Source organism: Agromyces sp. Leaf222 (genome assembly GCF_001421565.1).
Classification (GTDB): domain Bacteria; phylum Actinomycetota; class Actinomycetes; order Actinomycetales; family Microbacteriaceae; genus Agromyces.
In genome coordinates this window covers 380,611-404,824 of record NZ_LMKQ01000001.1, presented here as the reverse complement: position 1 = coordinate 404,824, position 24,214 = coordinate 380,611, and the positions used below count along the sequence as shown (strand labels likewise).

The following is a 24,214-nucleotide window of genomic DNA, read 5'->3' as shown; positions in this document are numbered from 1 at the left end:
GGCGCTCACGCGCGGAACGGGGATACCCTGCGACCATGAATCGACTTCGGGGAGTCACATTCGCTGCAGGTGCCGTCATGGGCCTGCTCCTCCTTTCGGGTTGCGCCGGCGACCAGGGAGATGATCGAGGTGGTTCGGTCGATCCCACCGGCACATGGGGCGACACCGCCGACACGACTGCGCCGTCTCTTGTGATCGAGGACGGCGGCGACCTCACCGGAACCGACGGCTGCAACCAGCTGACGGGCACGTGGACGGTCGATGAGTCCGACCACGTGCAGTTCCACAACGTCGCCTCGACGCGCATGGCGTGCGAGGGCGTCGACACCTGGCTCGAAGGCCTGAGCCAGGCGACCGTCGCCGACGACACGATGACGGTGCTCGATCAGGACGGGTCGGAGATCGGCACGCTCGAGCGCGAGGACTGACGCTCGGCCCGGCCGGGCTCAGCGAGAGCGCCCCGACGACGCCGTCGCCGGCGCCCGGCCGGGCTCAGCGCTCAGCGCTGCTCTCGTGCATCCAGGGGGTGTAGCTCACGCCGACGAGCAGCCCTTCAGGACTCATCAGGCGCGAGGTCGTCTGCCCCCACGGCTCGTCGTGCGCACCGACCAGGATCTGGTGGCCCGCGGCGCGCAGCTCGTCGACCGCCTCAGCGACCGCGGCGGGCGACGCGACGTCGAACTCGACCCAGGCCTGGGGCGTCGGCATGGAGTCCGGCCACTCGGTCGACCCGAACGTGGCCTCGGCCGCCTGGCTCAACGGCCAGATCGCGAACGCCTTGACCCCCCGCAGGTCTTCGGTGTGGAAGTACCCCGGCGCGTTCTCATGGAACGGGATGCCGAGCGCCCCGCGCCAGAAGTCGAGCGATGCCGAGTCGGCCGTGCCGATGGGGCCGAAGCCCGCCACGAAGGCGATGTCCATGCGCCCATGAAACGCCCGCCCACCGACATCCGCCACCCCGATGCCCGGATCGGCCCCCGCTCAGGCCCCAGCGGACGGCGCGGGGGCCGGCGCGGCGGCCGGCGCGGCGGCCGCGAACCGCGACGCCTGCTCGGCGAGGAACGCGAGCACCTCCGGCGACCCCTCGACGCGGTACTCGACGCCGCGCGGCATCCACATCAGCGCCATGACGAGGTTCTCGACGGCGTCGGCCTCGAGCGGCCAGGCGCAGTGGCCGGCGTCGATCTCCACGACGTCCCGCCCGTACCAGCCGAGGTGCGCGACGAGGTCCTCCCTCGGGATCGCGGCGACGACCCGCGCCGAGACGCCGCGCTCGCGCCAGCGCAGGGCGTGTTCGACGCGTTCGCGCGCCTCGTCGTCGGTCATGGGCCGTGGCGCGAAGTTCACGCGCGTCTGGAACGGCTCGCTCATGCGGTCGAGGCGGAACGTGCGCCAGTCGTCGCGGTCGCGGTCGAACGCGAGCAGGTACCAGCGGCGGGCGACGGGCACGAGCCGGTAGGGCTCGACCACGCGAGCGGATGCCTCGCCCGCGGCATCCGTGTACCGGAACCGCAGTCGCTCGGAATCGCGGCACGCCAGCGCGAGCAGGCCGAGCAGCTCGGAATCGATCTCGGGCGACGGGCGGGCGGAACGCGCCGACCCGACGCCGCCCGTGCCGACCGCCGCGTGCGACTGCAGCGCCTCGATGCGGCGACGGAGGGCGGCGGGCAGCACCTGCTCGATCTTCGCGAGCGCGCTGAGCGTGGTGTGCTCGGCACCGCGCAGTCCGGCGGTCGCCTGCGAGCGCAGGCCCACGGCGATCGCGACGCCCTCGTCGTCGGTGAGCAGCAGCGGCGGCAGCCCGGTTCCGGCTTCGAGGCGGTAGCCGCCTGCACTTCCCCGCAGCGACTCGATGCCGTAGCCGAGCTCGCGCAGCCGCTCGACGTCGCGCCGCAGGGTGCGGTCGCTGACGTCGAGGCGGTCGACGAGTTCGCGGGCGGTCCAGTGCCGGTGGCTCTGCAGCAGCGAGAGCAGTTCGAGGGTCCTCGAGGTGGTTGCGGCCATACCTGAATTCTCTCGCGAAACCGGACAGGAACTGTCCGCATGGCCGAGAAGACTGCAGGTATGACGAACCAGATGATCACCGCACGAGGCCTGACGAAGACATTCCGCTCCAAGGGGCAGACCGTCGAGGCCGTCCGCCCCCTCGACCTCGCCGTCGGCGAGGGAGAGCTCGTCGCGTTCCTCGGCCCGAACGGGGCCGGCAAGTCGACGACGCTCCGCATGCTCACGACCCTGCTGCCGCCGACCGCGGGCGAGGCGACCGTCGCCGGCTGCGACATCCGCTCGGATGCCGCTGGTGTGCGCCGTCGCATCGGCTACGTCGGCCAGGGCAACTCGGGCGGCCACACGCAGCGCGTGCGCGACGAGTTGCTCGCGCAGGGCGCGTTCTACGGCATGGGCCGCCGCGAGACCAGGGCGAGGGTGGCCGAGCTCATCGAGTCGCTCGAGCTCGAACAGGTCGCGACGCGAACCGTGCAGGCGCTCTCGGGCGGCCAGAAGCGCCGGCTCGACATCGCGCTGGGGCTCATCCACCGGCCGGAGCTGCTGTTCCTCGACGAGCCCTCGACCGGCCTCGACCCGCACAGCAGGGCCAACCTGTGGGAGCACATCGTCGACCTCCGCCGCGCGACCGGCACGACGATCTTCCTCACCACGCACTACCTCGACGAGGCCGACCAGCTCGCCGAGCGCGTCATGGTCATGGACCACGGCACGGTCATCGCCGACGACACGGCCGACGCGCTCAAGGCGTCGCTCGCGGGCGACCGGGTGACGCTGTCGTTCGATTCGACGACGGATGCCGCGGCCGCCGCCGCGCGCATCGGCGGCGCCGTCGAGGCGGGCGACCCCCGCGTGGTCGCCGTCACCGCGCAGGGCGGCGACCGCGCGCTGCCCACGTGGATCCGCGAGCTCGGCGACGCCGGCCTCGACGTCGTCGCGGCGACCCACCGGCAGCCGACGCTCGACGACGTGTTCCTCGCCCTCACCGGCCGGAGCCTCCGCGAGGAGGCCGCGCACGCCGCACCGGCCGACCCCGCCGCGGCCGAGGCCGTCGCGGCCGTCGCGGCCTGACCGCCACCGCCTGCACCACGAAGACAGGTGCCCACGCGGCATCCGGCACCGACTCACGAACCACACGCAACGCCCGCCCGAGAACGCCCTGTTCTCACGAAGCGAAGGACTTTCATCATGACCACGACATCCACCACCGCCCGCCCCACCGGCTTCGTGCGCGACACCGCCGCGGTGTACGTGCGCGAGACCCGCCCGCTCGTGCGCGACCCGTTCAGCGTCATCTTCTCGCTCGTGCAGCCGCTCGTGTTCCTCGGCCTGTTCGGTCCGCTGCTCGTCGGCGCGTCCGGCGGCGACGTCGCGAGCACGCTGCAGTGGTTCGTGCCCGGCATCCTCGTGATGGTCGCCCTCTTCGGCACCGCGAGCACCGGCGCGAACCTGCTGTTCGAGATGCAGACCGGATCGCACGAGCGCACGCTCGTCGCCCCGCTCTCGCGGAGCGCGCTGCTCGTCGGCCGAGCGCTGAAGGAGGTCGTGCCGCTCGTGATCCAGGGCACGATCGTGGTGCTCGTCGCCGTGCCGTTCGGCTTCAGCGTCGACGTGCCGGGGCTCATCGCCGGCCTTTCCATGCTCGCCGTGTTCGGCATCGGCTTCGGCGCCCTGAGCTACGCCCTCGCCCTCGCCTGCCGCAACCGCGACTGGATGTTCTGGATGGTGCACCAGACGGTGCTGTTCCCCCTGATGATCCTGTCGGGCATGCTGCTGCCGCTCGAGGACGGCCCGGGATGGATGCAGGTCGCGGCCGCCGTCAACCCGCTGAGCTACCTCGTCGATGCCGAGCGCGCCCTGCTCGCCGGCGACTTCGCGGACCCGAGCGTGCTCGGCGGCGTCATCGCGGCGATCGCCACCTGCGCCGTCGGCGTGTTCGTCGGGGTGCGGTCGATGCGCCGGGCCCGCTGAGCGGGGCTCCCCACTCCGAACCCGTGATGTCGCGCGGACTGCTCCCTCCCGATGCGGGTGGCGGCGGTTCGCGCGACATCACGTGACCGGCTCGGGCGCCCGCTCGGGCTCCGGCGCCGGCTCGACGGCGGGCGCCGGCTCGGGCTGCGGGGTCGTCGCGGCCTCGCGCTCGCGCAGCGCCCGGTCGACGGCCTCCTGCACGCGGGCGTCCTCGCGGACCTTGCGCTGGGCACGGCGTCGTCGTCCGAGTCGCACCCAGACGAAGATCGCCGCGGCGAGCAGCAGCACGAGCGCGAGCAGCGTCCACGGCACGGCCGCGGTCGAGGCGGCCTCCTCGACGGACTTCGGCACGGGCTTCGTCTCGGTCGGCGAGACGGGGTCGAGCGCCACGGCGGCCGTCAGCACGAACGCCGGCACGACGCCCTCGACCTCGACCTCGACCGGCCAGGTCTCGCCCGGCAGGAGTTCGGGAACGTCGGCGACGCCCGATGCGTTCACCGGGAGCATGCCGAACGGACCGGTCAGCGCGACGTCCTGCGCTGCAGCGAGCCGCGTGTTGCCCGCGTTGCGCACGGTGTACGACACGGTCGCGGCGCCCGTGCCGAACGGGTTCAGGGTTCCGGCGTAGTCGACGTGCAGGTCGTCGATCGCGAGCGCGGGCGCGAGTTCGCCGCCGACGCGCAGGTGGATGCGGATGCCGAGTCGGCGGTCGACGGACAGGCCGTTCTCGACCTCGGGGGTGGCCAGCGAGGTCAGGATGCCGCCGGCGTGGTCTCCGGGCGTCGCGTTGGCCGGCACGTCGATCGTGAAGGGCACCTCCACGGCCTCGCCGGGCTGCACGGTCACGCGGTCGGCCGCGGGCACCGCCCAGGCGCCGAGTTCGCGCGGGCGCACGTCGCGGGCCGCGACGTCGAGCTGGCCGTCGGCGGTGGTGAACGCGTCGGCGGCGTAGACGTCGAGCTCGATCGGCACCGCGTCGTGGTTCGCGATGATGAGGGCGTCCTCGAGGGTCTCGCCCGCGTCGACCTCGTAGGCGTAGTTCTCGCGCCCGTCGCCCCAGGCGCCGTCGGCCGTGCGCACGCCCCAGGTGACCTCCGGGCCGTCTTCTCCCTCCGCGAAGGCGGGGGCCGTGCCGCCCGCGAACGCGAGCGCCAGGGCGAGCCCGGCAGCGACACCCCCCGCGAGCACGGCGCGACGGCGGCGGAGATGGCGGATGTCGGTGGGGGGCGCGGTGCGCATGGGTGGTGCTCCTCGTCGTCGAGGGTGGTGGGAGGGGTGCCGGGCGGGCGCCGCACACGCGCCCGCCCGGCCAGGGTGATCCGGGCCGGCCGGAGCCGGCCCGAACCCGATCAGCCGAGGCCGGTGATCGTGAGGGTGGCGCGGTAGGTGCCGTCGGTGGCGCTGACCGGGATCCGCAGATCGAGGTCGGCTCCGAGCTTGGCAGATCCGCGCTCGTGGCCCGACGGCGCGTTGCCGAGCGTCGACGAGTCTGCCAGGCCGTTGCCGCCGATGAAGCCCGACTGCACGGCCCCGCCCGCGACGGCTCCGCCTCCGGCCTCGGTGACCTTCGGCGTCCAGCCGAGGTACTTGCCCGAGAACGAGGCCACCGGCGAGTCGAAGTCGCCGACCTGCGCCGAGACCGACCACGGTGCTGCGCTCCGGCGCGTGTCGGTGACGCGCACCGGGTTGATCGAGCCGCTGGCCGCGAAGTGGTCGCCGTTCTCGACGGCCGTGCCGAGGTCGACGATGTCGTTCGTGCCGTCGATGCTCCAGACGAACTCGCCGGGCGCGCCCTCGGGCACGGTCACCTGCAGGCTCTGCGCGTTCGGGTCGACCGCCGTCTCGTAGACCGCGAGGAACTTCGAGATGCCGCCGCCCGGCGCGTGCGCCGCATCGCCCTGGTCGTTGACGATGTGGTTGATGCCGCCCGTGCCGTTGAGCATGACCGAGACCGCGGACTCGATGCGCACACCCGGTCGCTGCGGCACCTGGACGCCGCTCTCGACGTAGATGTTCTGGCTCTGGTTGTACTGCGCGTCGAAGAACGAGTACACGCCGACGCCCTGCGCGAGGTGGTGCCGCACCTGGTCGCCGACGCGGTACGCCGCGTAGCCGAGACGGGTGCCGTCCATGTACGCGCCCTGGGTGGGCGGGTCGTACGGGATCTCGCTCTGGAAGAACACGGTGCGTCCGCGCTCGCCGTTCCAGATCACCTGGTTCTTCTGGTAGTGCTCGACGAAGAGGCCGAGCGCGGTGACGTCGTCGCCGTTCACGACGACGCCGTGGTCGCCCACGTTCGAGGTCCAGCCGACGCCATCGCCGTGGTCGGCGCGCCAGGCCCAGATGTGGTCGAGCAGCGTGTCGGGGCTGTTGACCTCGATGCTGGTCGTGGCCTTGCCGGCCCACGGGCCGCCGACGCGGATGAACACGTCGCTGAGCGTCGTCGGGTCGGCTGCGTCGGACGCGCTCGCGCCGTCGGGGCCGACCTTCAGCAGCACGTCGGAGAGCACCTCGCCGGCGTCGATCGTGAGTCCGGCGATCTTCACGCCGGCGACGTCGCCGACCTCGATCGCCGCGTTGCCCGCGGTGGGCACGAGCGAGGCGTAGCCGAGTCCGAGCACCACGGTGCCGGCATCGTCCACCTGGAGCGGTGCGTCGAGGGAGTAGACGCCGGGCGTGATCAGCAGGTGCTTGCCCGAGGCGAGCGCGGCGTTCAGCTGCGCAGCCGTGGCGCCCTCGTGCGCGATGAAGAAGTCGTCGATGGAGATCGACTCCCCGGCCGAGGCATCCGTCGACCAGTCGTGGCCGCTCGTGTCCTGCTTGGCCTTCGGCACGAACACCTTGTAGTCGTCGCCGTCGAGGTAGAGGAACGGCGTCTCGCGGTTGATCGGGGTGTCGCCGATGTTCGTCTTGTTGCCGTTGCCGCCGCCGGGCAGGGGCCCGAAGTCGGTCGCCGGAGCGCCGTCGACGCCCGAGAACACCATGTTCCAGACACCGCCGTTCCACGTGCCGACGGTCGAGTCGCGGGTGAACCACTGCTGCTGCGAGCCGCTGAGGATCTCACCGGAGACCTTCGAGTTCGCGAGGTAGCCGCCGGAGGCGTACTCGCCGACACGGCCCATCAGCGTGAGGTCGCCCTCGATGTTGATGCGGCGCAGCGGCGCGGCCTGCGACACGGCGAAGCGCATCTGGTGGGCGTTCGTGATGCCGCTCGGGAACGGGCGGTTCGCGTCGACCCCGACCGGGCGCTGGATGGGGTTGAACGTCAGGTTCGACATCGACCGCCAGAACCGCGTGAGCGAGCCGGGCTGCTGGCAGTCCCACGGGTTCGCCTCGCACTGGCGAACGGGCTCGACGTGGATCGCGCCGTTGATGCGCACGTCCTCAGGCGATGCTCCGAGTCCGGCGACCGCTTGGTAGTAGCCGAGCTCGGAGTTGACGATGCCGGTCGCCGTGGCGGGGTTGTCCTGGCCGGCCGCGGATCCGTAGGTGCCCGGCTTGAAGAAGAACTGGTGCCGGTTGAGGCTGAACTCCGCCTCGGTCGACGCGGCCATGAGGGCCGCGCTGATCTGGTCGGCGGTCCACGTCTCGTCGAAGATCGTGACGTTGGGCCCGAAGTCGGGCTCGGCGGCGTAGGCGGGGACCGCGCCGAGCGTGCTGCCGGCGATGGCCAGCGCGGCGATCGTCGCGCCGGCGCCGATCAGCCGCCCGTGGCGGGTGGGCGGATGGTCCGCCCGATTGCGATGCATCACAGAGTTCTCCTTTGAACGTCGGCCGGCGGCAGATCGCGCCGCCGTTGTACCGGGTCAGTGCGAGGTGGTGCACGGCCGACGCCATCCTCGGCGCGGTCGCGAGGTCAGCATATTGGAACACTTACTGACTTGTCAGTAATTTCTTTTGCCCCCATTTCGGGGTGCACGTACGGCGTTCGAGGCGCACGCGCCACGTCGCCTACGCTCGTGACATGTCCTTCCCCCAGCCAGGCAACGCCTCCGCAGACCACGACGTCGTGATCGTCGGCGGAGGGCACAACGGCCTCACCGCCGCCGCCTATCTCGCGAGAGCCGGCCGCCGCGTGCTGCTGCTCGAACGCGACGACCACCTCGGCGGCGCCGCCGTCTCGGCGCAGGCGTTCGACGGCGTCGACGCCCGCCTCTCGCGCTACTCCTACCTCGTCAGCCTGCTGCCGCAGCGCATCATCGACGACCTCTCGCTCGACATCCGGCTCGTGCGCCGACGCTTCTCGTCGTACACGCCCGACCCCCGCGACCCGTCGCGCGGCCTGCTCATCGACGCCGACGCCTCGCCCGAGGCATCCGTCGCCGCCTTCGCACGGGTCGATGCCGAAGCGGATGCCGCGGCCTGGGCCTCGTTCTACGCCGGCACCGCGCGGCTGGCCGAGCGCCTCTTCCCGACGCTCACCGAGCCACTGCCGACCCGTGACGAGGCTCGTGCACTCGTGGCCGACGAAGAGGCCTGGTCGGCGTTCGTCGAGCGGCCGCTGGGCGAGGTCGTCGACGCCCGCTTCACGAGCGACCTCGTGCGCGGCGTCGTCGCGACCGACAGCCTCATCGGCACGTTCACCGAGCTCGACGACCCGTCGCTCGACGCGAACCGGTGCTTCCTGTACCACGTGATCGGCGGCGGCACCGGCGACTGGGACGTGCCCGTCGGCGGCATGGGCGCCGTCACCGGCGAGCTCGCACGAGCGGCCCACGAGGCCGGTGCCGAGCTCGTGACGGGCGCCGAGGTGCTCTCCGTCGACGTCGAGGGGCGCGTGCGCTACCGGGCGACGGATGCCTCCGGCTCCGCCGTGGAGGTCGAGGCGACCGCGGGCACCGTGCTCGCGAACGTCGCCCCCGCGGTGCTCGACCGCCTGCTCGACGCGGGCGCCGACGAGGCCGCCCGCCGAGCGGCGGAGCCCGTCGCGACCGCGGCCCCCGCGACATCGGCCTCCGCGGCATCCGACCCCACCGCCGTCGCCCCGCGCAACCAGTCGCCGTTCTCGCGCGACGTGCCGATCGGCCTCCCGGCCGTGGTGCGCGAGCGCCTGCGTCAGCTCGACATGCCGGAGGGCGCGCAGGTGAAGGTCAACCTCCTGCTCACCCGCCTGCCGCGCCTGCGCGACACGTCGGTCGCGCCAGAGGCCGCGTTCGCGGGCACCTTCCACATCAACGAGCTCGAGTCGCAGCTCGCGCGCGCCTACCGCACGGCCGCGCGCGGCGAGGTGCCGTCACCGCTGCCCTGCGAGATCTACTGCCACACGCTGAGCGACCCGTCGATCCTCGCGCCCGAGCTCGTCGAGGCCGGATGGCAGACGCTCACCGTCTTCGGCCTGCACGCGCCGCACCGGCTCGTCGAGCGCCTCGGCAACGACGGCCTGCGCAAGCGCCTGCAGGCCGAGGTGCTCGCGTCGCTGAACTCCGTGCTCGCCGAGCCCATCGAAGACGTCATCGCGACGGATGCCGCCGGCAGGCCGTGCATCGAGGTGAAGACGACCCTCGATCTCGAGCACGCGCTCGCGATGCCGGGCGGCAACATCTTCCACGGACCGCTGTCGTGGCCGTGGGCGGAGCCCGGCGCGTCGCTCACGACGCCCGCCGAACGATGGGGCGTGGCGACGCGGCATCCGCGCGTCCTGCTCTGCGGATCGGGTGCGGTGCGCGGCGGCGCGGTGAGCGGCATCGGCGGACACAATGCGGCGATGGCCGTGCTCGAGGCATCCGCCGCCTGATCGCCCCCGAGCGCTTCGACTCAGCCGAGGAACACCCAGCCGAAGCCGACGAGGAGCGCGAAGACGCCCAGCACGATGCTCGGCACCGCGGTCTCGTGGCGCTTGACGTGCAGCGCGGTGCCCACGGCCATCGTGAGGGCGAGCGCGAACGCGGCGACCGGGGTCAGCCACGGCAGCACGCCGGTCGCGGCCGGAAGGATGAGGCCGAGCGCCCCGAGGAACTCGAGGATGCCGACGGCGCGGGCCTGGCCGTCGGAGAGGTCCTCCATGTAGCCCATCTTCTCGACGAGCTTCTCGCGCGGGGTCAGGCTCTTCACGGTGCCGGCGGCGAGGAAGACGAGCGCCAGCAGTACGGTGGCGATCCAGAGGGCGATGATCACGGGGTTCTCCAAAGAAGGTTCACATAGAAGTCGGTTACGATCAGTGCGTGACGCACGATCGGTGACTCTAGCCCAGCACCGCCCCGCACTTCACCGTGCGTCACGCACCTCGAGGTGCGTGACCCCGAGCCGCCACACCCGAAAGGCCCCCATGACGATCACGGATGCCGCAGCCCCGCGCCTCTCCCCCGACCTCGACGCCTGCTCCGGCGCGCCGGTCGACCCGTGCGGCGCCGAGAGCGGCGAGGCGCGCATCATCCGCGACGTGCTCTCGCGCGTCGGCGACAAGTGGAGCCTGCTCGTCATCCGGATGCTGCACAACGGGCCCCGACGGTTCACCGAACTGCACCGCAGCATCGACGGCATCTCGCACCGCATGCTCACCCAGACCCTGCGCAACCTCGAGCGCGACGGGCTCGTGTCGCGCCGCAGCTACCCCGAGATCCCGCCGCGCGTCGAGTACACGGCGACGGAGCTCGGCCGCTCCCTCGCGCTGCCGGTGCTCGGCCTCGTCGAGTGGGCGTCGACGCACCACGCGAGCATCACGGATTCACGCGACGCGTTCGACGCCGCGCGCGAGTGACGACGCCGCCACGCGACATCCGCTCGCGCACGACGCATGACGAAGGCCGACCCGCAGATGGCGGATCGGCCTTCGTCGAACGTGTCGGGTCGTCGATCAGACGATGAGGAAGAGCTGGCCGAAGACCAGCGCCGCGATGATGAAGATCACGATGATGGAGCCGACGATCGCGAGCGACTTGACCGAGAGGTTCGCCACGGCGTAGCCCACGAGGAACGGCAGCGCGAGCAGGAAGATCGTGACGATCCACCAGAACGCGGTGTAGCCGCCCTGGCTGGTCTCGTCGAGACGGCCCGAGAACAGCTGCTGCGTGTTGGGGTGGGTTGCGAACGCGAACGCTCCCGAGAGCGGGACGGCGATGAACGCCGCGACGATGAGGCCCGCGAGGAAGCCCCACAGCCCCGACTTGCCCTCGTCGACGTGCATCGCCTCTTCGTGCTGCTTCTGCGCCTTCGAACTCATGCGGCCAACTCTAGTAGTAGGAGGCTCGCGGGATTAGCCTGAAAACACCGACGATCGGGGACGATGATGACCGTGAAGCCCACAGGACATTACCTGACCAGGCCCGACGGCCTGCATCTGGCATTCGACCGACTGTTCCACGCGCCGATCGAAGACGTCTGGTACTCGCTCACGAACCCGTCGGCGATGAAGGCGTGGATCGGCACCTACACGGGCAGGCCGGCGACCGGTGCAGTGCGATTCCGCATGAACGCCGAGGAGGAGTACGCCGAAGACGAGGGCTGGATGAACGTCACCATCCTGCAGTGCGATCGGCCCCATCGTTTCGTCGCCGACAGCACCGCACCGCCGGCTCACATGCGGCTGTACTGCCACCTCACCGAGGGTGGCGGGATGACCACGCTCACGCTCGCGCAGTACGTCATGCCCGATACGGATGTCGCGAGCGTCGGGCCGGGCTGGGACTACTACCTCGATCGACTCATCGCCGCACGCAACGGCGCCGCGATGCCCGCCTGGGAGTCGTACTTCCCGGCGTTCACTCGCTACTACAGGGAACTGACGGTCCCCCCTCGCGCGTCGACACGGACGCCCGCCGAGGCCGTACTCGGCGCCGACGGTCGCGGCGAACCCGGACACGGCCCCGAGGCCGGGTACGACCCGGCCCACGACGCGGACCTCAACGCCCCGGCGAGACCTCCGCGGTAGGCGGCCGGCGATCTCGAATGACGCAGCCTCCCACTCCGGCGCGGCAGAGGGGACGGCGGGGCAGGCGCACCCCTAGACTGACGCCGTGAATCAGGCAGAGCGCATGCGGCGACGCGAGCCCGCACAGAGCAACGGAACCTTCTTCGCGAACCATCCGCTGCGATGGGGGTTCATCGTCACCCTCGGCGTGCTGCTCGCGATCCTGCTCGGCATCGTCGTGTCGAACCTGCAGAGCGTGCTGCTCTCGGTGTTCATCGCCGCGTTCGTCGCGCTCGGCCTCGACCCGCTCATCCGGTGGTTCCAGCGACGCGGGCTCAAGCGCGGCATGGCGATCGTGGTCGTGATCCTGCTGTTCGTGGGCGTCGTCGTCGCGGTCATCTGGGTCCTGGTGCCGCCCGTCGTCGAGCAGGCCGTCGCACTCGTGAAGAACATCCCGACGATGGTCAAGAACGCGCAGGACGCCGGCTGGTACGACCAGGCCAACGACGCGACGAACGGCGTGCTCGCGACCGTCGTCAAGTCCGTCCAGGATGCCCTGAGCGACCCCAACCTCTGGGCCACGGTCGGCGGCGGCGCGCTCGCGTTCGGCGCGTCGGTGATCGGCGCCGTCTCGACGGGGTTCTTCGTGTTCGTGCTGTCGATCTACTTCATCGCGACGCTCGACAGCACCAAGCAGGCCTGCTACACCCTGATCCGCAAGTCGAATCGGGCGCAGATCTCCGATCTGGCCGAACGCATCATGCTCTCGGTCGGCAAGTACCTCAGCGGCATGGTGATCCTGGCGTTCATGAACGCGACCTACTCCGTGATCCTGTTGGTGCTCGTGGGCGTTCCCTACGCCCTCATCATCGGCGTCGTCGCGTTCTTCGTCACGCTCATCCCGCTCATCGGTACCGTGCTCACCACGATCCTCATGACGATCATCTCGCTGTTCGTCTCGCCGACGGCCGGCCTCATCGTCCTGATCTTCATGCTCGTCTACATGCAGGTCGAGGCGTACATCCTCACCCCCAGGGTCATGGGCAAGGCCGTGCAGGTGCCGGGCACGATCGTGCTGATCTCGGCCCTGGCCGGTGGAACGCTGCTCGGCCTGCTCGGAGCCCTCGTCGCGATCCCGATCTCGGCGGGCATTCTGCTCATCATCCGCGAGATCGTGATCCCGAAGCAGGCCAGGCTCTAGGCCGCTCGAGTCGCCCGGATCAGGCGCGCTGCTCGACTTCGGTCGGCCAGACCGACGGCGCCTCGGCGCGCGTGGCCGGCAGCGCGACATCCGCGCCCCAGCGTTCGATCCATTCGGGCAGCCCGCCGGTCGCGGGGGCGCCGAACACCTCGATGAGCTCGGACACGGGCACGATGCCGCCCGCCTTGCGCAGGAACCGCGCGCGGATGAACCCCTGCGCGTAGATCTCGGGCGTGCCGTCGGCCGCCGGGCGCACGTAGCGCTGCTCGAGGTAGACCGCCTTGTCGTCGTAGCCCGTGATGCGCGACTCGATCGTGAACCGCTGCCAGAGCTGCAGCGACTTGCGGAACGTGATCGTCTCGCTCGCGACGACCGGGTACCACTCCTTCTCGCGCATCGTGCGCCAGACGCCGTTGCGCACGAGCATGTCGAAGCGCGCGACATCCATGATCGAGAAGTACACGCCGTTGTTCATGTGCCGGTTGATGTCGAGATCGGTCGGCAGCGTGATGAAGTTCGTGCGCGCCACATCGTCGTGCGCCAGGTCGGGCTTGCGGCGCGACAGGAACAACACGTGCAGCAGCGTGCGGAAGAACATGTGCATAGTCGACGACTGTACGACGGTTTCGTCGGAGATCGCCCATCATTGGCGGGTCGCCACAGCGGGCGAGCGGATGCCGCGGGCCCGCCTTGTGCGGATGCGAGAGGTCAGCGGCCCTCTGGCACGTGCCGCTCGTCGGGGCCGTTGTAGACCGACAGCGGGCGGATGAGCGCGTTCGACGCGAGTTGCTCCATGATGTGCGCGGTCCAGCCGGTGACCCGGCTCGCCACGAACAGCGGCGTGAACGTCTCGGTGTCGAAGCCCATGAGGTGGTAGGTCGGGCCCGCCGGGTAGTCGAGGTTCGGCTTGATGTTCTTGCGCTCGCCCATGCCGGTCTCGAGCGCCGTGTAGAGCTCGAGCAGGTCGGGGCGGTCGTAGTACTCGACCATGCGCTCGAGGGCGTCGCGCATGGTGGGCACGCGCGAGTCGCCGTTCTTGTAGACGCGATGCCCGAAGCCCATGATCTTGCGCTTCTCGGCGAGGGCCTCGTCGAGCCAGGCGGTGGCGCGCTCGGCAGCGCCCTCACCCGAGCCGATCTCGTCGAAGGCGTGCATGACGGCCTCGTTGGCGCCGCCGTGCAGCGGGCCCTTGAGGGCGCCGATCGCGCCGGTGACCGCGGAGTACAGGTCGGCGAGCGTCGACGCGATGACCCGCGCCGTGAACGTCGAGGCGTTGAACGAGTGCTCGGCGTAGAGGATCATCGACACGTCGAACGCGCTGACGACGGGCAGCTCCGGCAGCTCGCCGAACGTCTGCCACAGGAAGTTCGCCGAGTAGCCGAGGTCTTCGCGGGGCTCGACGAAGTCGAGGTCGTGCCGGCGCCGCTGGTCGTAGGAGACGATCGACGGGAGCTTCGCGAACAGGCGGATCGACTTCTCGAGGTTGGCCTCGCGGGAGTCGTCGGGCGTGAGCGGGTCGATCGCGCCGATGACGCTCACCGCCGTGCGCACGACGTCCATCGGGTGCGCGGTGAGCGGGAGCTCGTCGATGATGCGCTTGATCTCGTGGTCGAGTCCGCGCAGCGACCGCTCGAGCTGCTCGAACTCGGCCAGCTGGCGCTCATCGGGCAGTTCGCCGTGCCAGAGCAGGTAGGCGACCTCCTCGAAGGTCGCGGATGCCGCAAGCTCCTGCACGGGGTAGCCGCGGTACAGCAGCGAGTTCGTCTCGGGGTTCACCTTCGAGACGGCCGTGTAGTCGACGGGGACCCCCGCGAGTCCCTTGTAGATCTCGGGCGCCTGCTGCTGGTCGCTCATCGTGCTCCTCGTGAGTGCTGACGTGGCGGCGCCACGATGCGACCGCTCCCCCAGCCTACGATGCCCGGGCACGTCAGCCCCTCCCTTCCCGCATGCGCCTCTGGGTGGCGCGGCATCCTGCGCAGCCGATGAATGCGCCGAGAGGACGGGTTTCGGCCCTGATCGGGCCCCGCCGACCGCCGAAATCCGTCCTCTCGACCTGCTCCCGACTCGTCCTCCGCAGCGGGGCCGGGCGGCCGGGTGCATCCGGCGGCCGGTCCGCAGGGCCTCGGGCCGATGGGGCGGCGTGAGGCTGTCTGCATGACGGCGCGTCGAGACCTCCCCTCGGAGTTCGTCGACGCACCGTTCACCGTGGCCACGGCCGTGGCCGCAGGAGTCGGACGCGATCGCCTCGCCCGGCAGGACCTCGCACGACCGTTCTGGGGCATCCGGATGCCGGCTGCTCGGGCGTCCGGACCCATCGATCACTGCCGGGCGGCCCTGCTCGGGTGCCCGCCCGACGCGTATCTGCGAGGGGCGACGGCGGCCAGGGTGATCGGCATGCCAGTGCCGACGCGCTTCCTCGCGCGCACCCTCGTGGACGTCGGGCTGCCCGCCCCGGCGCGCGCCGTGCGCCGCGGCGGCATCGCGGGAGCCGTCTCGACCATTCGAGACGGTGAGCTCATCACGTGGTCGACGTTGCCGGTGACGACACCCGAGCGCACGGGGTGCGACCTCGGCACGCAGATCACCGTTCCCGAACTCGTCGCCGCCGGCGACTGGCTGCTCCGCAGCGGGCTGGCGACGGCGACATCACTCGCCGAGAGCATCGCCGCGCGCGTCGACCGGCGGGGCACTCGAGCACTCGTGGCGGCGCTCGAACTGCTCGACGCGGCATCCGAATCTCCGAAGGAATCGGAGCTTCGCGCACTCGTCGTGCTCGCCGGGCTCCCCCGACCGGTCGCGAACCCGACCATCCGTCACGATGACGGACGCTTCGTGGCGCGCGTGGATCTGCTGTTCGAGGGGTACCGCGAGATCCTCGAGTACCAGGGCGACCATCACCGCACGGATGTCGCGCAGTGGCGCCGCGACCGGTCGCGCGAAGCCGAGCTCGAGTCGCTCGGGTTCCACGTGATGGAGGTGACGGCCGCCGACCTCCACCGGCCGCGCGAGCTCGTCGAACGCATCACGCGCAACCTCGGCCGAGCGGGGTGGAGCGGCGCTCTCCGCGGCTCCCGCTGGTTCCCGGGCAGCCCGGTGCGCCGAGAGGACGGGTTTCGGCCGTGATCGGGCATCGCCGACCGCTGAAACCCGTCCTCTCGAACGAACGCGGTCGGCTAGAAGAGGCCGGTCGGGATCTCGACGCTGACGAGTGCGCCGGGCGCTGCCGTGAGCGTCAGCCCGCCGAGCTCGTCGGGGCCGAGCTCGGGCAGTCGCTGCGCGAGGTCGAGGAACCGCTCGATCTCGGCCTCCTCGAGCACCCATTCGGCCAGCGTGCGGAACTTCGCCACGTACTGCTCGCGAGCGAACGGACGTGCGCCGAGCGGATGCGCGTCGGCCACCGCGATCTCGTCGACGATCTCGCCGCCGTCGGCGAGCTTGATCACGACGCGACCGCCGAACGCCTTCTCGGCGATGTCGGTGGAGTGGTACCGGCGGGTCCACTCGGGGTCTTCGACCGTGGAGACCTTCTTCCAGAGGTCGACCGTGTCGGCGCGGTGCGCGCGCTCGGGGTCGTACGACGTCTCGTGGTTGAACGTGCCGTCTTGCAGGGCCACCGTGAAGATGTACGGGATCGAGTGGTCGAGCGTCTCGCGCGAGGCATCCGGGTCGTACTTCTGCGGGTCGTTCGCCCCCGAGCCGATGACGTAGTGCGTGTGGTGGGAGGTGTGCAGCGTGATCGACTCGACGCGGTCGGCGTCGAGGATCAGCGGGTACTCCTCGTGGAGCTTGCGGGCCAGGTCGATCCACGCCTGCGCCTGGTACTCGGCCGAGTGCTCCTTCGTGTACGAGTCGAGGATCGCGCGCTTCGCCTCGCCGATCTCGGGCAGCGGCACGTCGTAGCTGGCATCCGGCCCGCCGAGGAGCCAGGCGATGACGCCGTCTTCGCCCTCGTAGATCGGCACGGGGCTGGTCTCGCCGCGCATCGCGCGGTCGACCGACTCGACGGCCATCTTGCCCGCGAACGCGGGGGCGTGCGCCTTCCACGTCGAGATCTCGCCCTTGCGGGACTGTCGGGTGGCTGTGGTCGTGTGCAGGGCCTGTCCGATGGACTGGAAGATCGTCTCCTGATCGAGGCCAAGGAGGGTGCCGATGCCGGCGGCGGCCGACGGGCCGAGGTGGGCGACGTGGTCGATCTTGTGCTCGTGCAGCGAGATGGCCTTGGCGAGGTCGATCTGGATCTCGTAGCCGGTCGCGATGCCGCGCACGACGTCGCGCCCGGTGAGGCCCCGGCTCGCGGCGAGGTGCTGCGCGACGGCGACGATCGGGGGGATGTTGTCGCCGGGGTGCGAGTACTCCGCCGCGAGGAACGTGTCGTGGAAGTCGAGTTCGCGAACGGCGACCCCATTGGCCCACGCCGCCCATTCGGGGCTCGTGCGGCGTGCGGCATCCGCACCGAAGACGGTGGCGCCGTCGCCGCCGATCGAGACGGGATGCGCGAGCGCCTGGCTGCGGGCCGAGACGACCGGCCGGCGGGCGAGGGATGCCGCGGCGACCGCCGCATTGTCGATGACGCGGTTGACGACCATGTCGACGACGTCGTCGTCGAGTTCGACGGGATCGGTGGCGAGGCCGGCGAGCTGCCAAGCGAGCTGGCCCTCACGTGCGAGGTTCTCGTCACTCCGGTGTGTGCGCAGGTGGTGGGTCTTCACCCTGCAACGCTATCCCGGCCACACCCGCCCGTATACCTGTGCGGCGAGGACGCGGTCGAGGATTCCGGGTTCGACGTCGGCGAGCGCGGCCGGATTCCACGTCGGCGAGCGGTCCTTGTCGATGACCTGGGCGCGGATCCCCTCGTGCAGGTCGGGCTGCTCGATGAACCACGACACGAGCTGGAACTCCTGCTCGAGGGCGTCCTCGAGGCGCGGCAGCGTCCGGGCGCGGCGCACGGCGTCGTGGGTCACGGCGAGCGCGGTCGGCGAGAGGGTCTCGAGCTCGTCGGCGGCGGCCGCGGCATCCGGCTCGGTGCGCGCCCGGAGGCGCTCGACGACCTCGGCGACCGTGGGCGCCGAGTAGCACGCGTCGACCCAGGCGCGGCTCGCCGCGAGCGCCGACGGGCCCGGGGTCTCGTCGAAGAGCATGACGATCTCGGCCGGGCTGCCGGGATCGGCCCGCTCGGCGAGGGCCTGCAGCAAGTGCGGGAGGCTCTCGGAGGGCACGAGGGCATCGGCGAATCCGGCGTGGATCGCGTCGGCGGCATCCATGGTGCGGGAGTTGAGGGCGAGGTGCGAGCCGAGCTCGCCCGGGGCCTTGGCGAGCAGCCAGGTTCCGCCGACGTCGGGCGTGAAGCCGATGCGCGTCTCGGGCATCGCGACCCTCGAGCGCTCGGTCACCACGCGCACCGAGGCGTGACCCGCGAGGCCGACGCCGCCGCCCATGGTGATGCCGTCCATGATCGCGACGACGGGCTTGGGGTAGCGCGCGATCGCCGCGTTCAGGCGGTACTCGGTGCGGAAGAACGTGCGCGCCTCCTCGGTGTGGCCCGCCGTGGCGTAGCCGTGCAGTTCGCGGATGTCGCCGCCGGCGCAGAAGCCGCGGTCGCCCGCCCCGTCGAGCACGACGACGGCGACCTCGCTGTCGTCTCGCCAGGCGTCGAACACCTCGGTGAGCGCGACGACCATGTCGTAGCTGAGCGCGTTGAGCGCCTTCGGACGGTTCAGCGTGACGTGGCCGACACCGTCGGCGACGCTCGCGGAGATGTGCTCGCTCACGCCTGCCACCGTATCGCCCGCAGCAGGACGCTCGGTGATCCGGCGAGCGGAGTAGCATCGCCGGATGGTCCCCCTCGAGTCCCTTTGGGCGTTCGTCGTGGCATCCGTCGTGCTGATCGTGATCCCCGGCCCGAGCGTGCTGTTCGTCATCGGGCGCTCGCTCGCGCTCGGGCGTGTCGGCGGGCTGCTCAGCGTCATCGGCAACGCGCTCGGCATGCTGCCGCTCGTCGCCGCCGTGGCCCTCGGGGTCGGCGCGATCGTGGCGCAGTCGGTCGTGCTGTTCACGATCATCAAGTTCGCCGGCGCGGCCTACCTCGTCTACCTCGGCGTGCAGGCCATCAGGCACCGAGCGGATGCCGCGGCATCCGTCGATCGCAAGACCGCACCGCGCTCGCACTGGCGCCAGCTGGGCGAGGGCTTCGTGGTCGGCGTCACGAACCCGAAGACGATCGCGTTCTTCGTGGCGGTGCTGCCGCAGTTCGTGTCGTTCGGCACCGGATCGATCCCGCTGCAGCTGTTCGAGCTCGGCGTCGTGTTCATCGTGCTCGCACTGCTCTGCGACTCGGTGTGGGCGCTGGCGGCGAGCGCCGCCCGCGGGTGGTTCGCGCGGTCGCCGAAGCGCATCGAGCACCTCTCGGCGACCGGTGGCGTCATGATGATCGGTCTCGGCGGGGTGCTGGCCCTCAGCGGCACCAAGCACTGAGGCGAACGGGCGCGAGACCTTTTCAGGGCCACATCGGTCAGAGCCGCATATTGCACGTATCGCCGATGTGGTCCTGAAAAGGTGAGGAACCCGGGCAGGGAACGCACTCGGTCTGCTCCCGGCATCCGCTCGTAGAATCTCGGGGTGGCCCTCGCCAAGATCCTCCTCTACTACGCCTTCGCGCCCCTCGCCGACCCCGATGCCGTGCGCCTGTGGCAGCGCGACCTCGCCGAGTCGCTCGGGCTGCGCGGGCGCATCCTGCTCTCGAAGGACGGCATCAACGGCACGCTCGGCGGCGAGATGGGCGCGCTCAAGCGGTACGTGCGCAAGACCCGCGAGTACCCCGCGTTCAAGCACATCGACTTCAAGTGGAGCGAGGGCACCGGGCTCGACGAGCAGGGCACGACCCTCGACTTCCCCAAGCTCAGCGTGAAGGTGCGCGACGAGATCGTCTCGTTCGGCGCCCCGGGCGAACTGCAGGTCGACGACTCGGGCGTGGTCGGCGGGGGCACGCGACTCACGCCCGATGCGCTGCACGAACTCGTCGCCGAGCGCGGCGACGACGTCGTGTTCTTCGACGGCCGCAACGCGCTCGAAGCCGCCATCGGGCGGTTCGCCGGCGCGATCGTTCCCGACGTCGAGACGACGCGCGACTTCGTCGAGCTGCTCGACTCGGGCGAGTACGACGAGCTCAAGGGGCGACCCGTCGTCACCTACTGCACGGGCGGCATCCGCTGCGAGGTGCTGTCGAGCCTCATGACGAGTCGCGGATTCGGCGAGGTCTACCAGCTCGAGGGCGGCATCGTGCGCTACGGCGAGCGCTTCGGCGACGACGGACTCTGGAACGGCTCGCTCTACGTCTTCGACGGGCGCGGCTCGATCGACTTCAGCGAGCACACGGCCGTCATCGGCGCCTGCGCGGTGTGCGGCACGGCGACGAAGCGCACCGTGAACTGCACGGATGCCTCGTGCCGCACGCAGCTCGTGGTGTGCGAGTCGTGCGACACGGCCGAGTGCGCCGAGCACGCGGGTGCGGGCGTCCGGGCCGCGCCGGTCGCGCCGGTCTCGCCGGTCTCGCCGGTCTCGCCGGTCGAGTAGCGAAGCGTATCGAGCCCCGGCGCTGACGGGTCTCGAACCGGCGCCGGGGCGCTCACTCGACCGACGGTCAGAGGCGCCTACTCGACCGACGTCGCCGACGTGCCCGCCGGCACCAGCGCCCTGACCGCCGATGCGAGTCGGTCGCCTGACGGGGTGCCCTCGGGGTTCAGGAGCCAGAGGATCGCGAGGCCCTGCACGAGCGCGAAGCTGAACTCCGAGAGTGCGCGCGCCCGGTCGGCGTCGAGGTCGGGGTGCGCCTGCTCGAACTCCTCGGCGATGCCCTCGTAGGCCCCCTCGACCGCAGCCTGCATCTGCCCGCGCCCCACGGGATCGCGCACGATGCGCAGCGTGTTCTCGAGGCTGGCGAGCAGGGCCTCGCGGTTCTCGGCGAAGACGGCGGGCATGCCGTTCCAGAGGCGGGCGAAGCCGTCGAGCGGCGCGTCGTCGGCACCGGCGCGGATGAGCTCGCCCATGCCGTCGCCGATGGCCGTGCCGAGCGCGTCGAGCAGCGCCTCGGTGATGAGCTGCTCCTTCGAGCCGAAGTGGTAGCCGATCGCGGCGAGGCTCACGCCCGCGGCCGCGGCGATGTCGCGCGCGGTGGCCTTGGCCACGCCCTGCTCCACGATCACCTTGCGAGCGCCGGCCAGGAGGTCTTCACGATTGCCCATGCCGACAGGTTAGCCGGATGTCTGAGACATATGTCCTAGACATTCGCGGCGAGCGGTGTTAGACATTCGTGTAAGACATATGTGCAATTCTCTCCGGCAACGGAACCGCGAATCGATCGAAAGGCCGCACCATGAGCACCGCACCGCGCATCCTGATCTCCGGCGGCGGCATCGCCGGCAACGCCCTCGCCCTGCAACTCGTGCGGGCCGGCATTCCGACCACGATCGTCGAGCGCGCTCGAGCCCCGCGCCCCGGCGGCCAGGCCGTCGACCTGCGCGGTGCCAGCCGCGAGGCCGCCGAACGCCTGGGCCTCATGCCGGGCATCCGACGCCACCAGCTCGACGAGCGCGGCATGAGCTACGTCGACGGGCACGGCCGGGTCTACGGCCGCATGTCGATGGAGGACTTCGACGGCAAGGGCGCGATCGCCGAGATCGAGATCACGCGCGGCGACCTGAACGACGTGCTGCTCGACGCGCTGCGCGAGGCCGCGGCATCCGGAGGCCCTTCGAACCCGGTCGGCGCCGACGAGAGCCTGCTCGACCAGCGCTACGGCGAGCACCTCGTCGCCCTCGATCAGCAGACCGATGGGGTCGACGCGACGTTCGCCTCGGGCCGACGCGAACGCTACGACCTCGTCGTCGGCGCCGACGGCGTGCACTCGGCGACCCGGCGCCTCGCGTTCGGCCCGGAGGACCGATACGTCACGAACCTCGGCGGGTATGCCGCGTTCTTCACCATGCCGACCCCCGCCGACCTCGAGCCGGGCTGGTTCGCGATGCGCCTCGTGCCCGGCGCGATGTTCGGCATCCGGCCCGACGGCGATCCGGCGACCTCGAAGGCGATCATCAACGTGCGCACCGACCGCGACCCGGCACTCAGGGGCGATCCGGCGGCGCAGCGGGCGCTCATCCGCAGCGCGATCGCGGACGGCGGATGGCACGCCACGCGCATCCTCGAGGCGATGGAACGCGCAGACGACTTCTACTTCGACGAGCTTGCACGGGTCGACATGCCGAGCCTGTCGAGCGGCCGCGTCGTGCTCATCGGCGACGCCGCGACCTGCGGTTCCCCGCTCACGGGCATGGGCACGGCGATGGCGATCCTCGGCGCGTACCTGCTCGGCCTCGAGGTCATCGGGCTCGCGGATGCCGCGGCCACCGCGGCCGGGTCGGGCGACGGTGGCGGTGGGGTCGGCGGCCTCGGCGACCCCGTGGCGCTGGCCGCCGCCCTCGCCCGGTTCGAGGAGCAGCTCGCACCGCACGCCGAGCGGTCGCGGCAGATCCCCGGAGGCAGCCTCGCCGTCATGCTGCCCCGCACCAGGATCATGTCGGCGCTCGCACGCGTGAACGTGAAGCTCATGCTCTCGCGTCCGATGCGCCCGCTCGCGAAGAAGCTCTTCGCCGGCGACGCCGAGGACCTGCCGCTGCCCGCCGAGCAGACCGCGGCACCTCAGCCGGTCGAGTAGGCGCGATACTCAGGCCGGCCGGAAGCCCGTCGTCTCGGGCGGCGCCGCGTGCCGGATCATGAGGTGCCGGGTAACGGAGTAGTCGAGCAGCGGCTCCATCGACATGTCCTTGCCGAAGCCGGATCCCTTGACTCCGCCGTGCGGCGCCTCCGACGCGATCGGCAGGTGGTCGTTGACCCAGGTGACCCCGACGTCGAGCGACTGGCTGACGCGCAGGGCGCGCGAGACATCCGAGGTCCAGACCGACGACGCGAGCCCGTAGGCGTTGTCGTTCGCGAGCGCGACGCCCTCGGCCTCGCCGTCGAAGGGCAGCACGACGAGCACGGGCCCGAAGACCTCGCCCTGCACGATCTCCGACGACTGCGCGGCGCCGACGAGCAGGGTCGGCGCGAAGTACGAGCCGACGCGGTCGATGGCGTGGCCGCCGACGAGCGCCTCGGCGCCCTCGGCGACGGCGCGCGAGACGAAGCCCTCGACGCGCGTGCGGTGCGCGGGCGAGATGAGCGGGCCGATGTGCGTCTCGGCGTCCATCGGGTCGCCGGCCTTGATCTGCGAGATCGCGTGACGAAGGGCCGCGACGCCGTCGTCGTACACCGAGCGCTCGAGGTAGACGCGCGTCGCCGCGGTGCAGTCCTGGCCCGTGTTGTAGGTCGCGCCGAGGGCGACCGCATGGGCCATGGCACCCAGATCGGCGTCCTTGAAGACGATCACGGGTGCCTTGCCGCCGAGCTCGAGGTGCACGCGCTTCACGCCCTCGACGGCGCCGCGCATGACGGCCTTGCCGGTCTGCGTCGACCCGGTCACGCTCACCATGTCGACCTCCTTGTGGGTCACGAGCGCCTGACCCACCTCGGCGTCGCCCGTCACCACGTTGAAGAGGCCGGCGGGCAGTCCGGCTTCGAGTGCGAGCTCGGCGAACCGCAGCGTGGTGCGCGGCGTCGCTGGCGCGGGCTTGACGATGACGGCGTTGCCGGCGGCGAGCGCGGGTCCGGCCTTCCAGATCGCCATGATGAGCGGGAAGTTCCACGGCGTGATGCCGGCGACGACGCCGACCGGGCGGCGCGTGAGGATCGACGTGTACCCGTTCGAGAACGACCCGGCGCCCGTGCCGTCGAGCGAGCGGGCGGCGCCGGCGAAGAAGCGCAGGTTGTCGACGCCGAACGGCAGTTCGCCGTCGAAGGCGGTGGTCCACGGCTTTCCGGAGTCCTCGACCTCGAGGCGCGCGAGGTTCTCGCCATCCGCCTCGAGCGCGTCGGCGAGCTTCAGCAGCGCGAGCGAGCGCTCCCCCGGCGTCTTCGCGGCCCACTCGGGCTGCGCTGCCCGCGCGGCCGCGGCGGCCTCGTCGACATCCGCGACCCCCGAGGTCGTGAAGGCCGCGACCTCCTGCTCGGTCGCCGGGTTCGTGATGACGGTGTCGCCGCCCGTGCCGGCGCGGTACTCGCCGATGAAGGTGCCGGTGGTCATGTGGTGCTTCCTTTCAGGTGAC

At 71.1% G+C, this 24,214-nt stretch carries 23 protein-coding genes; 11 read left to right on the top strand and 12 right to left on the bottom strand.

Going from position 1 to position 24,214, the window contains the following annotated elements:
* The first annotated feature begins 35 nt into the window (after positions 1-35).
* Positions 36-428 carry an META domain-containing protein gene (locus tag ASE68_RS19705; RefSeq protein WP_082461832.1) on the top strand — a complete coding sequence of 131 codons (393 nt, stop codon included), beginning with the start codon at positions 36-38 and terminating at the stop codon, positions 426-428.
* 64 nt (positions 429-492) lie between these two features.
* Here the strand turns inward: ASE68_RS19705 and ASE68_RS01760 are convergent, their stop codons facing one another.
* Together ASE68_RS01760 and ASE68_RS01755 are read right to left on the bottom strand one after the other, a co-directional pair.
* Positions 493-921: a VOC family protein gene (locus ASE68_RS01760; RefSeq protein WP_055854531.1), complete on the bottom strand. Its 429-nt coding sequence runs from the start codon at positions 919-921 to the stop codon at positions 493-495.
* A gap of 60 nt (positions 922-981) precedes the next feature.
* Positions 982-2,004, bottom strand: a complete 1,023-nt coding sequence (locus ASE68_RS01755; protein ID WP_055854527.1) for a YafY family protein — start codon at positions 2,002-2,004, stop codon at positions 982-984.
* Positions 2,005-2,064: 60 nt separating this feature from the next.
* Here ASE68_RS01755 and ASE68_RS01750 point away from each other — a divergent pair, with 60 nt between their 5' ends.
* Both ASE68_RS01750 and ASE68_RS01745 read left to right on the top strand, forming a co-directional pair.
* On the top strand, positions 2,065-3,075 hold the full coding sequence (locus ASE68_RS01750) for an ABC transporter ATP-binding protein (RefSeq protein ID WP_200921640.1): 1,011 nt from the start codon (positions 2,065-2,067) through the stop codon (positions 3,073-3,075).
* Between the two features lie 117 nt (positions 3,076-3,192).
* Positions 3,193-3,975: an ABC transporter permease gene (locus ASE68_RS01745; protein ID WP_055854524.1), complete on the top strand. Its 783-nt coding sequence runs from the start codon at positions 3,193-3,195 to the stop codon at positions 3,973-3,975.
* Between the two features lie 78 nt (positions 3,976-4,053).
* Here the strand turns inward: ASE68_RS01745 and ASE68_RS01740 are convergent, their stop codons facing one another.
* Positions 4,054-5,214, bottom strand: coding sequence for a WxL protein peptidoglycan domain-containing protein (locus tag ASE68_RS01740; protein ID WP_082461829.1), 1,161 nt, complete (start codon positions 5,212-5,214; stop codon positions 4,054-4,056).
* Between the two features lie 110 nt (positions 5,215-5,324).
* Complete coding sequence (locus ASE68_RS01735; protein WP_200921639.1) at positions 5,325-7,724, bottom strand: adenylyl cyclase; 2,400 nt, start codon at positions 7,722-7,724, stop codon at positions 5,325-5,327.
* A gap of 215 nt (positions 7,725-7,939) precedes the next feature.
* Between ASE68_RS01735 and ASE68_RS01730 the strand changes: the two genes are divergently transcribed.
* A complete protein-coding gene (locus ASE68_RS01730; protein ID WP_055854520.1) occupies positions 7,940-9,709 on the top strand; it encodes an NAD(P)/FAD-dependent oxidoreductase in 1,770 nt (589 codons plus the stop codon).
* Between the two features lie 20 nt (positions 9,710-9,729).
* Here the strand turns inward: ASE68_RS01730 and ASE68_RS01725 are convergent, their stop codons facing one another.
* Positions 9,730-10,089 carry a DoxX family protein gene (locus tag ASE68_RS01725; RefSeq protein WP_055854517.1) on the bottom strand — a complete coding sequence of 120 codons (360 nt, stop codon included), beginning with the start codon at positions 10,087-10,089 and terminating at the stop codon, positions 9,730-9,732.
* 151 nt (positions 10,090-10,240) lie between these two features.
* Here ASE68_RS01725 and ASE68_RS01720 point away from each other — a divergent pair, with 151 nt between their 5' ends.
* The gene (locus ASE68_RS01720; protein WP_082461824.1) at positions 10,241-10,672 is read left to right on the top strand and encodes a helix-turn-helix domain-containing protein; all 432 of its coding nucleotides are present in this window, start codon (positions 10,241-10,243) and stop codon (positions 10,670-10,672) included.
* Positions 10,673-10,768: 96 nt separating this feature from the next.
* Here the strand turns inward: ASE68_RS01720 and ASE68_RS01715 are convergent, their stop codons facing one another.
* The gene (locus ASE68_RS01715; protein WP_055854513.1) at positions 10,769-11,134 is read right to left on the bottom strand and encodes a hypothetical protein; all 366 of its coding nucleotides are present in this window, start codon (positions 11,132-11,134) and stop codon (positions 10,769-10,771) included.
* Between the two features lie 72 nt (positions 11,135-11,206).
* Here ASE68_RS01715 and ASE68_RS01710 point away from each other — a divergent pair, with 72 nt between their 5' ends.
* On the top strand, positions 11,207-11,842 hold the full coding sequence (locus ASE68_RS01710) for an SRPBCC domain-containing protein (protein WP_162238233.1): 636 nt from the start codon (positions 11,207-11,209) through the stop codon (positions 11,840-11,842).
* Positions 11,843-11,927: 85 nt separating this feature from the next.
* Positions 11,928-13,022, top strand: coding sequence for an AI-2E family transporter (locus ASE68_RS01705; RefSeq protein WP_157421491.1), 1,095 nt, complete (start codon positions 11,928-11,930; stop codon positions 13,020-13,022).
* A 19-nt stretch (positions 13,023-13,041) separates the two neighbouring features.
* On the opposite strand, the gene ASE68_RS01700 is transcribed toward ASE68_RS01705, so the two are convergent.
* Positions 13,042-13,626, bottom strand: coding sequence for a thioesterase family protein (locus ASE68_RS01700; RefSeq protein WP_055854503.1), 585 nt, complete (start codon positions 13,624-13,626; stop codon positions 13,042-13,044).
* A 104-nt stretch (positions 13,627-13,730) separates the two neighbouring features.
* Positions 13,731-14,876 carry a bifunctional 2-methylcitrate synthase/citrate synthase gene (locus ASE68_RS01695; protein WP_055854500.1) on the bottom strand — a complete coding sequence of 382 codons (1,146 nt, stop codon included), beginning with the start codon at positions 14,874-14,876 and terminating at the stop codon, positions 13,731-13,733.
* 300 nt (positions 14,877-15,176) lie between these two features.
* Here ASE68_RS01695 and ASE68_RS01690 point away from each other — a divergent pair, with 300 nt between their 5' ends.
* Positions 15,177-16,145, top strand: coding sequence for a hypothetical protein (locus ASE68_RS01690; protein ID WP_055854497.1), 969 nt, complete (start codon positions 15,177-15,179; stop codon positions 16,143-16,145).
* Positions 16,146-16,195: 50 nt separating this feature from the next.
* Here the strand turns inward: ASE68_RS01690 and ASE68_RS01685 are convergent, their stop codons facing one another.
* The gene (locus tag ASE68_RS01685; RefSeq protein ID WP_055854494.1) at positions 16,196-17,731 is read right to left on the bottom strand and encodes an MmgE/PrpD family protein; all 1,536 of its coding nucleotides are present in this window, start codon (positions 17,729-17,731) and stop codon (positions 16,196-16,198) included.
* A 9-nt stretch (positions 17,732-17,740) separates the two neighbouring features.
* A complete protein-coding gene (locus ASE68_RS01680; protein ID WP_055854491.1) occupies positions 17,741-18,790 on the bottom strand; it encodes an enoyl-CoA hydratase/isomerase family protein in 1,050 nt (349 codons plus the stop codon).
* A gap of 64 nt (positions 18,791-18,854) precedes the next feature.
* Between ASE68_RS01680 and ASE68_RS01675 the strand changes: the two genes are divergently transcribed.
* On the top strand, positions 18,855-19,493 hold the full coding sequence (locus ASE68_RS01675; protein ID WP_055854487.1) for a LysE family translocator: 639 nt from the start codon (positions 18,855-18,857) through the stop codon (positions 19,491-19,493).
* A gap of 144 nt (positions 19,494-19,637) precedes the next feature.
* A complete protein-coding gene (locus ASE68_RS01670) occupies positions 19,638-20,591 on the top strand; it encodes a rhodanese-related sulfurtransferase (RefSeq protein WP_082461821.1) in 954 nt (317 codons plus the stop codon).
* A 77-nt stretch (positions 20,592-20,668) separates the two neighbouring features.
* Here ASE68_RS01670 and ASE68_RS01665 read toward each other — a convergent pair whose 3' ends face one another.
* Positions 20,669-21,259 (bottom strand): TetR family transcriptional regulator, encoded by a 591-nt coding sequence (locus ASE68_RS01665; protein WP_055854484.1) that lies wholly within the window; start codon positions 21,257-21,259, stop codon positions 20,669-20,671.
* 131 nt (positions 21,260-21,390) lie between these two features.
* Between ASE68_RS01665 and ASE68_RS01660 the strand changes: the two genes are divergently transcribed.
* Positions 21,391-22,728: an FAD-dependent monooxygenase gene (locus tag ASE68_RS01660; RefSeq protein WP_055854480.1), complete on the top strand. Its 1,338-nt coding sequence runs from the start codon at positions 21,391-21,393 to the stop codon at positions 22,726-22,728.
* Between the two features lie 9 nt (positions 22,729-22,737).
* On the opposite strand, the gene ASE68_RS01655 is transcribed toward ASE68_RS01660, so the two are convergent.
* Entirely contained in the window at positions 22,738-24,192 is a 1,455-nt protein-coding gene (locus ASE68_RS01655; RefSeq protein WP_055854476.1) for an aminobutyraldehyde dehydrogenase, read from the bottom strand.
* Between the last annotated feature and the right edge of the window lie 22 nt (positions 24,193-24,214).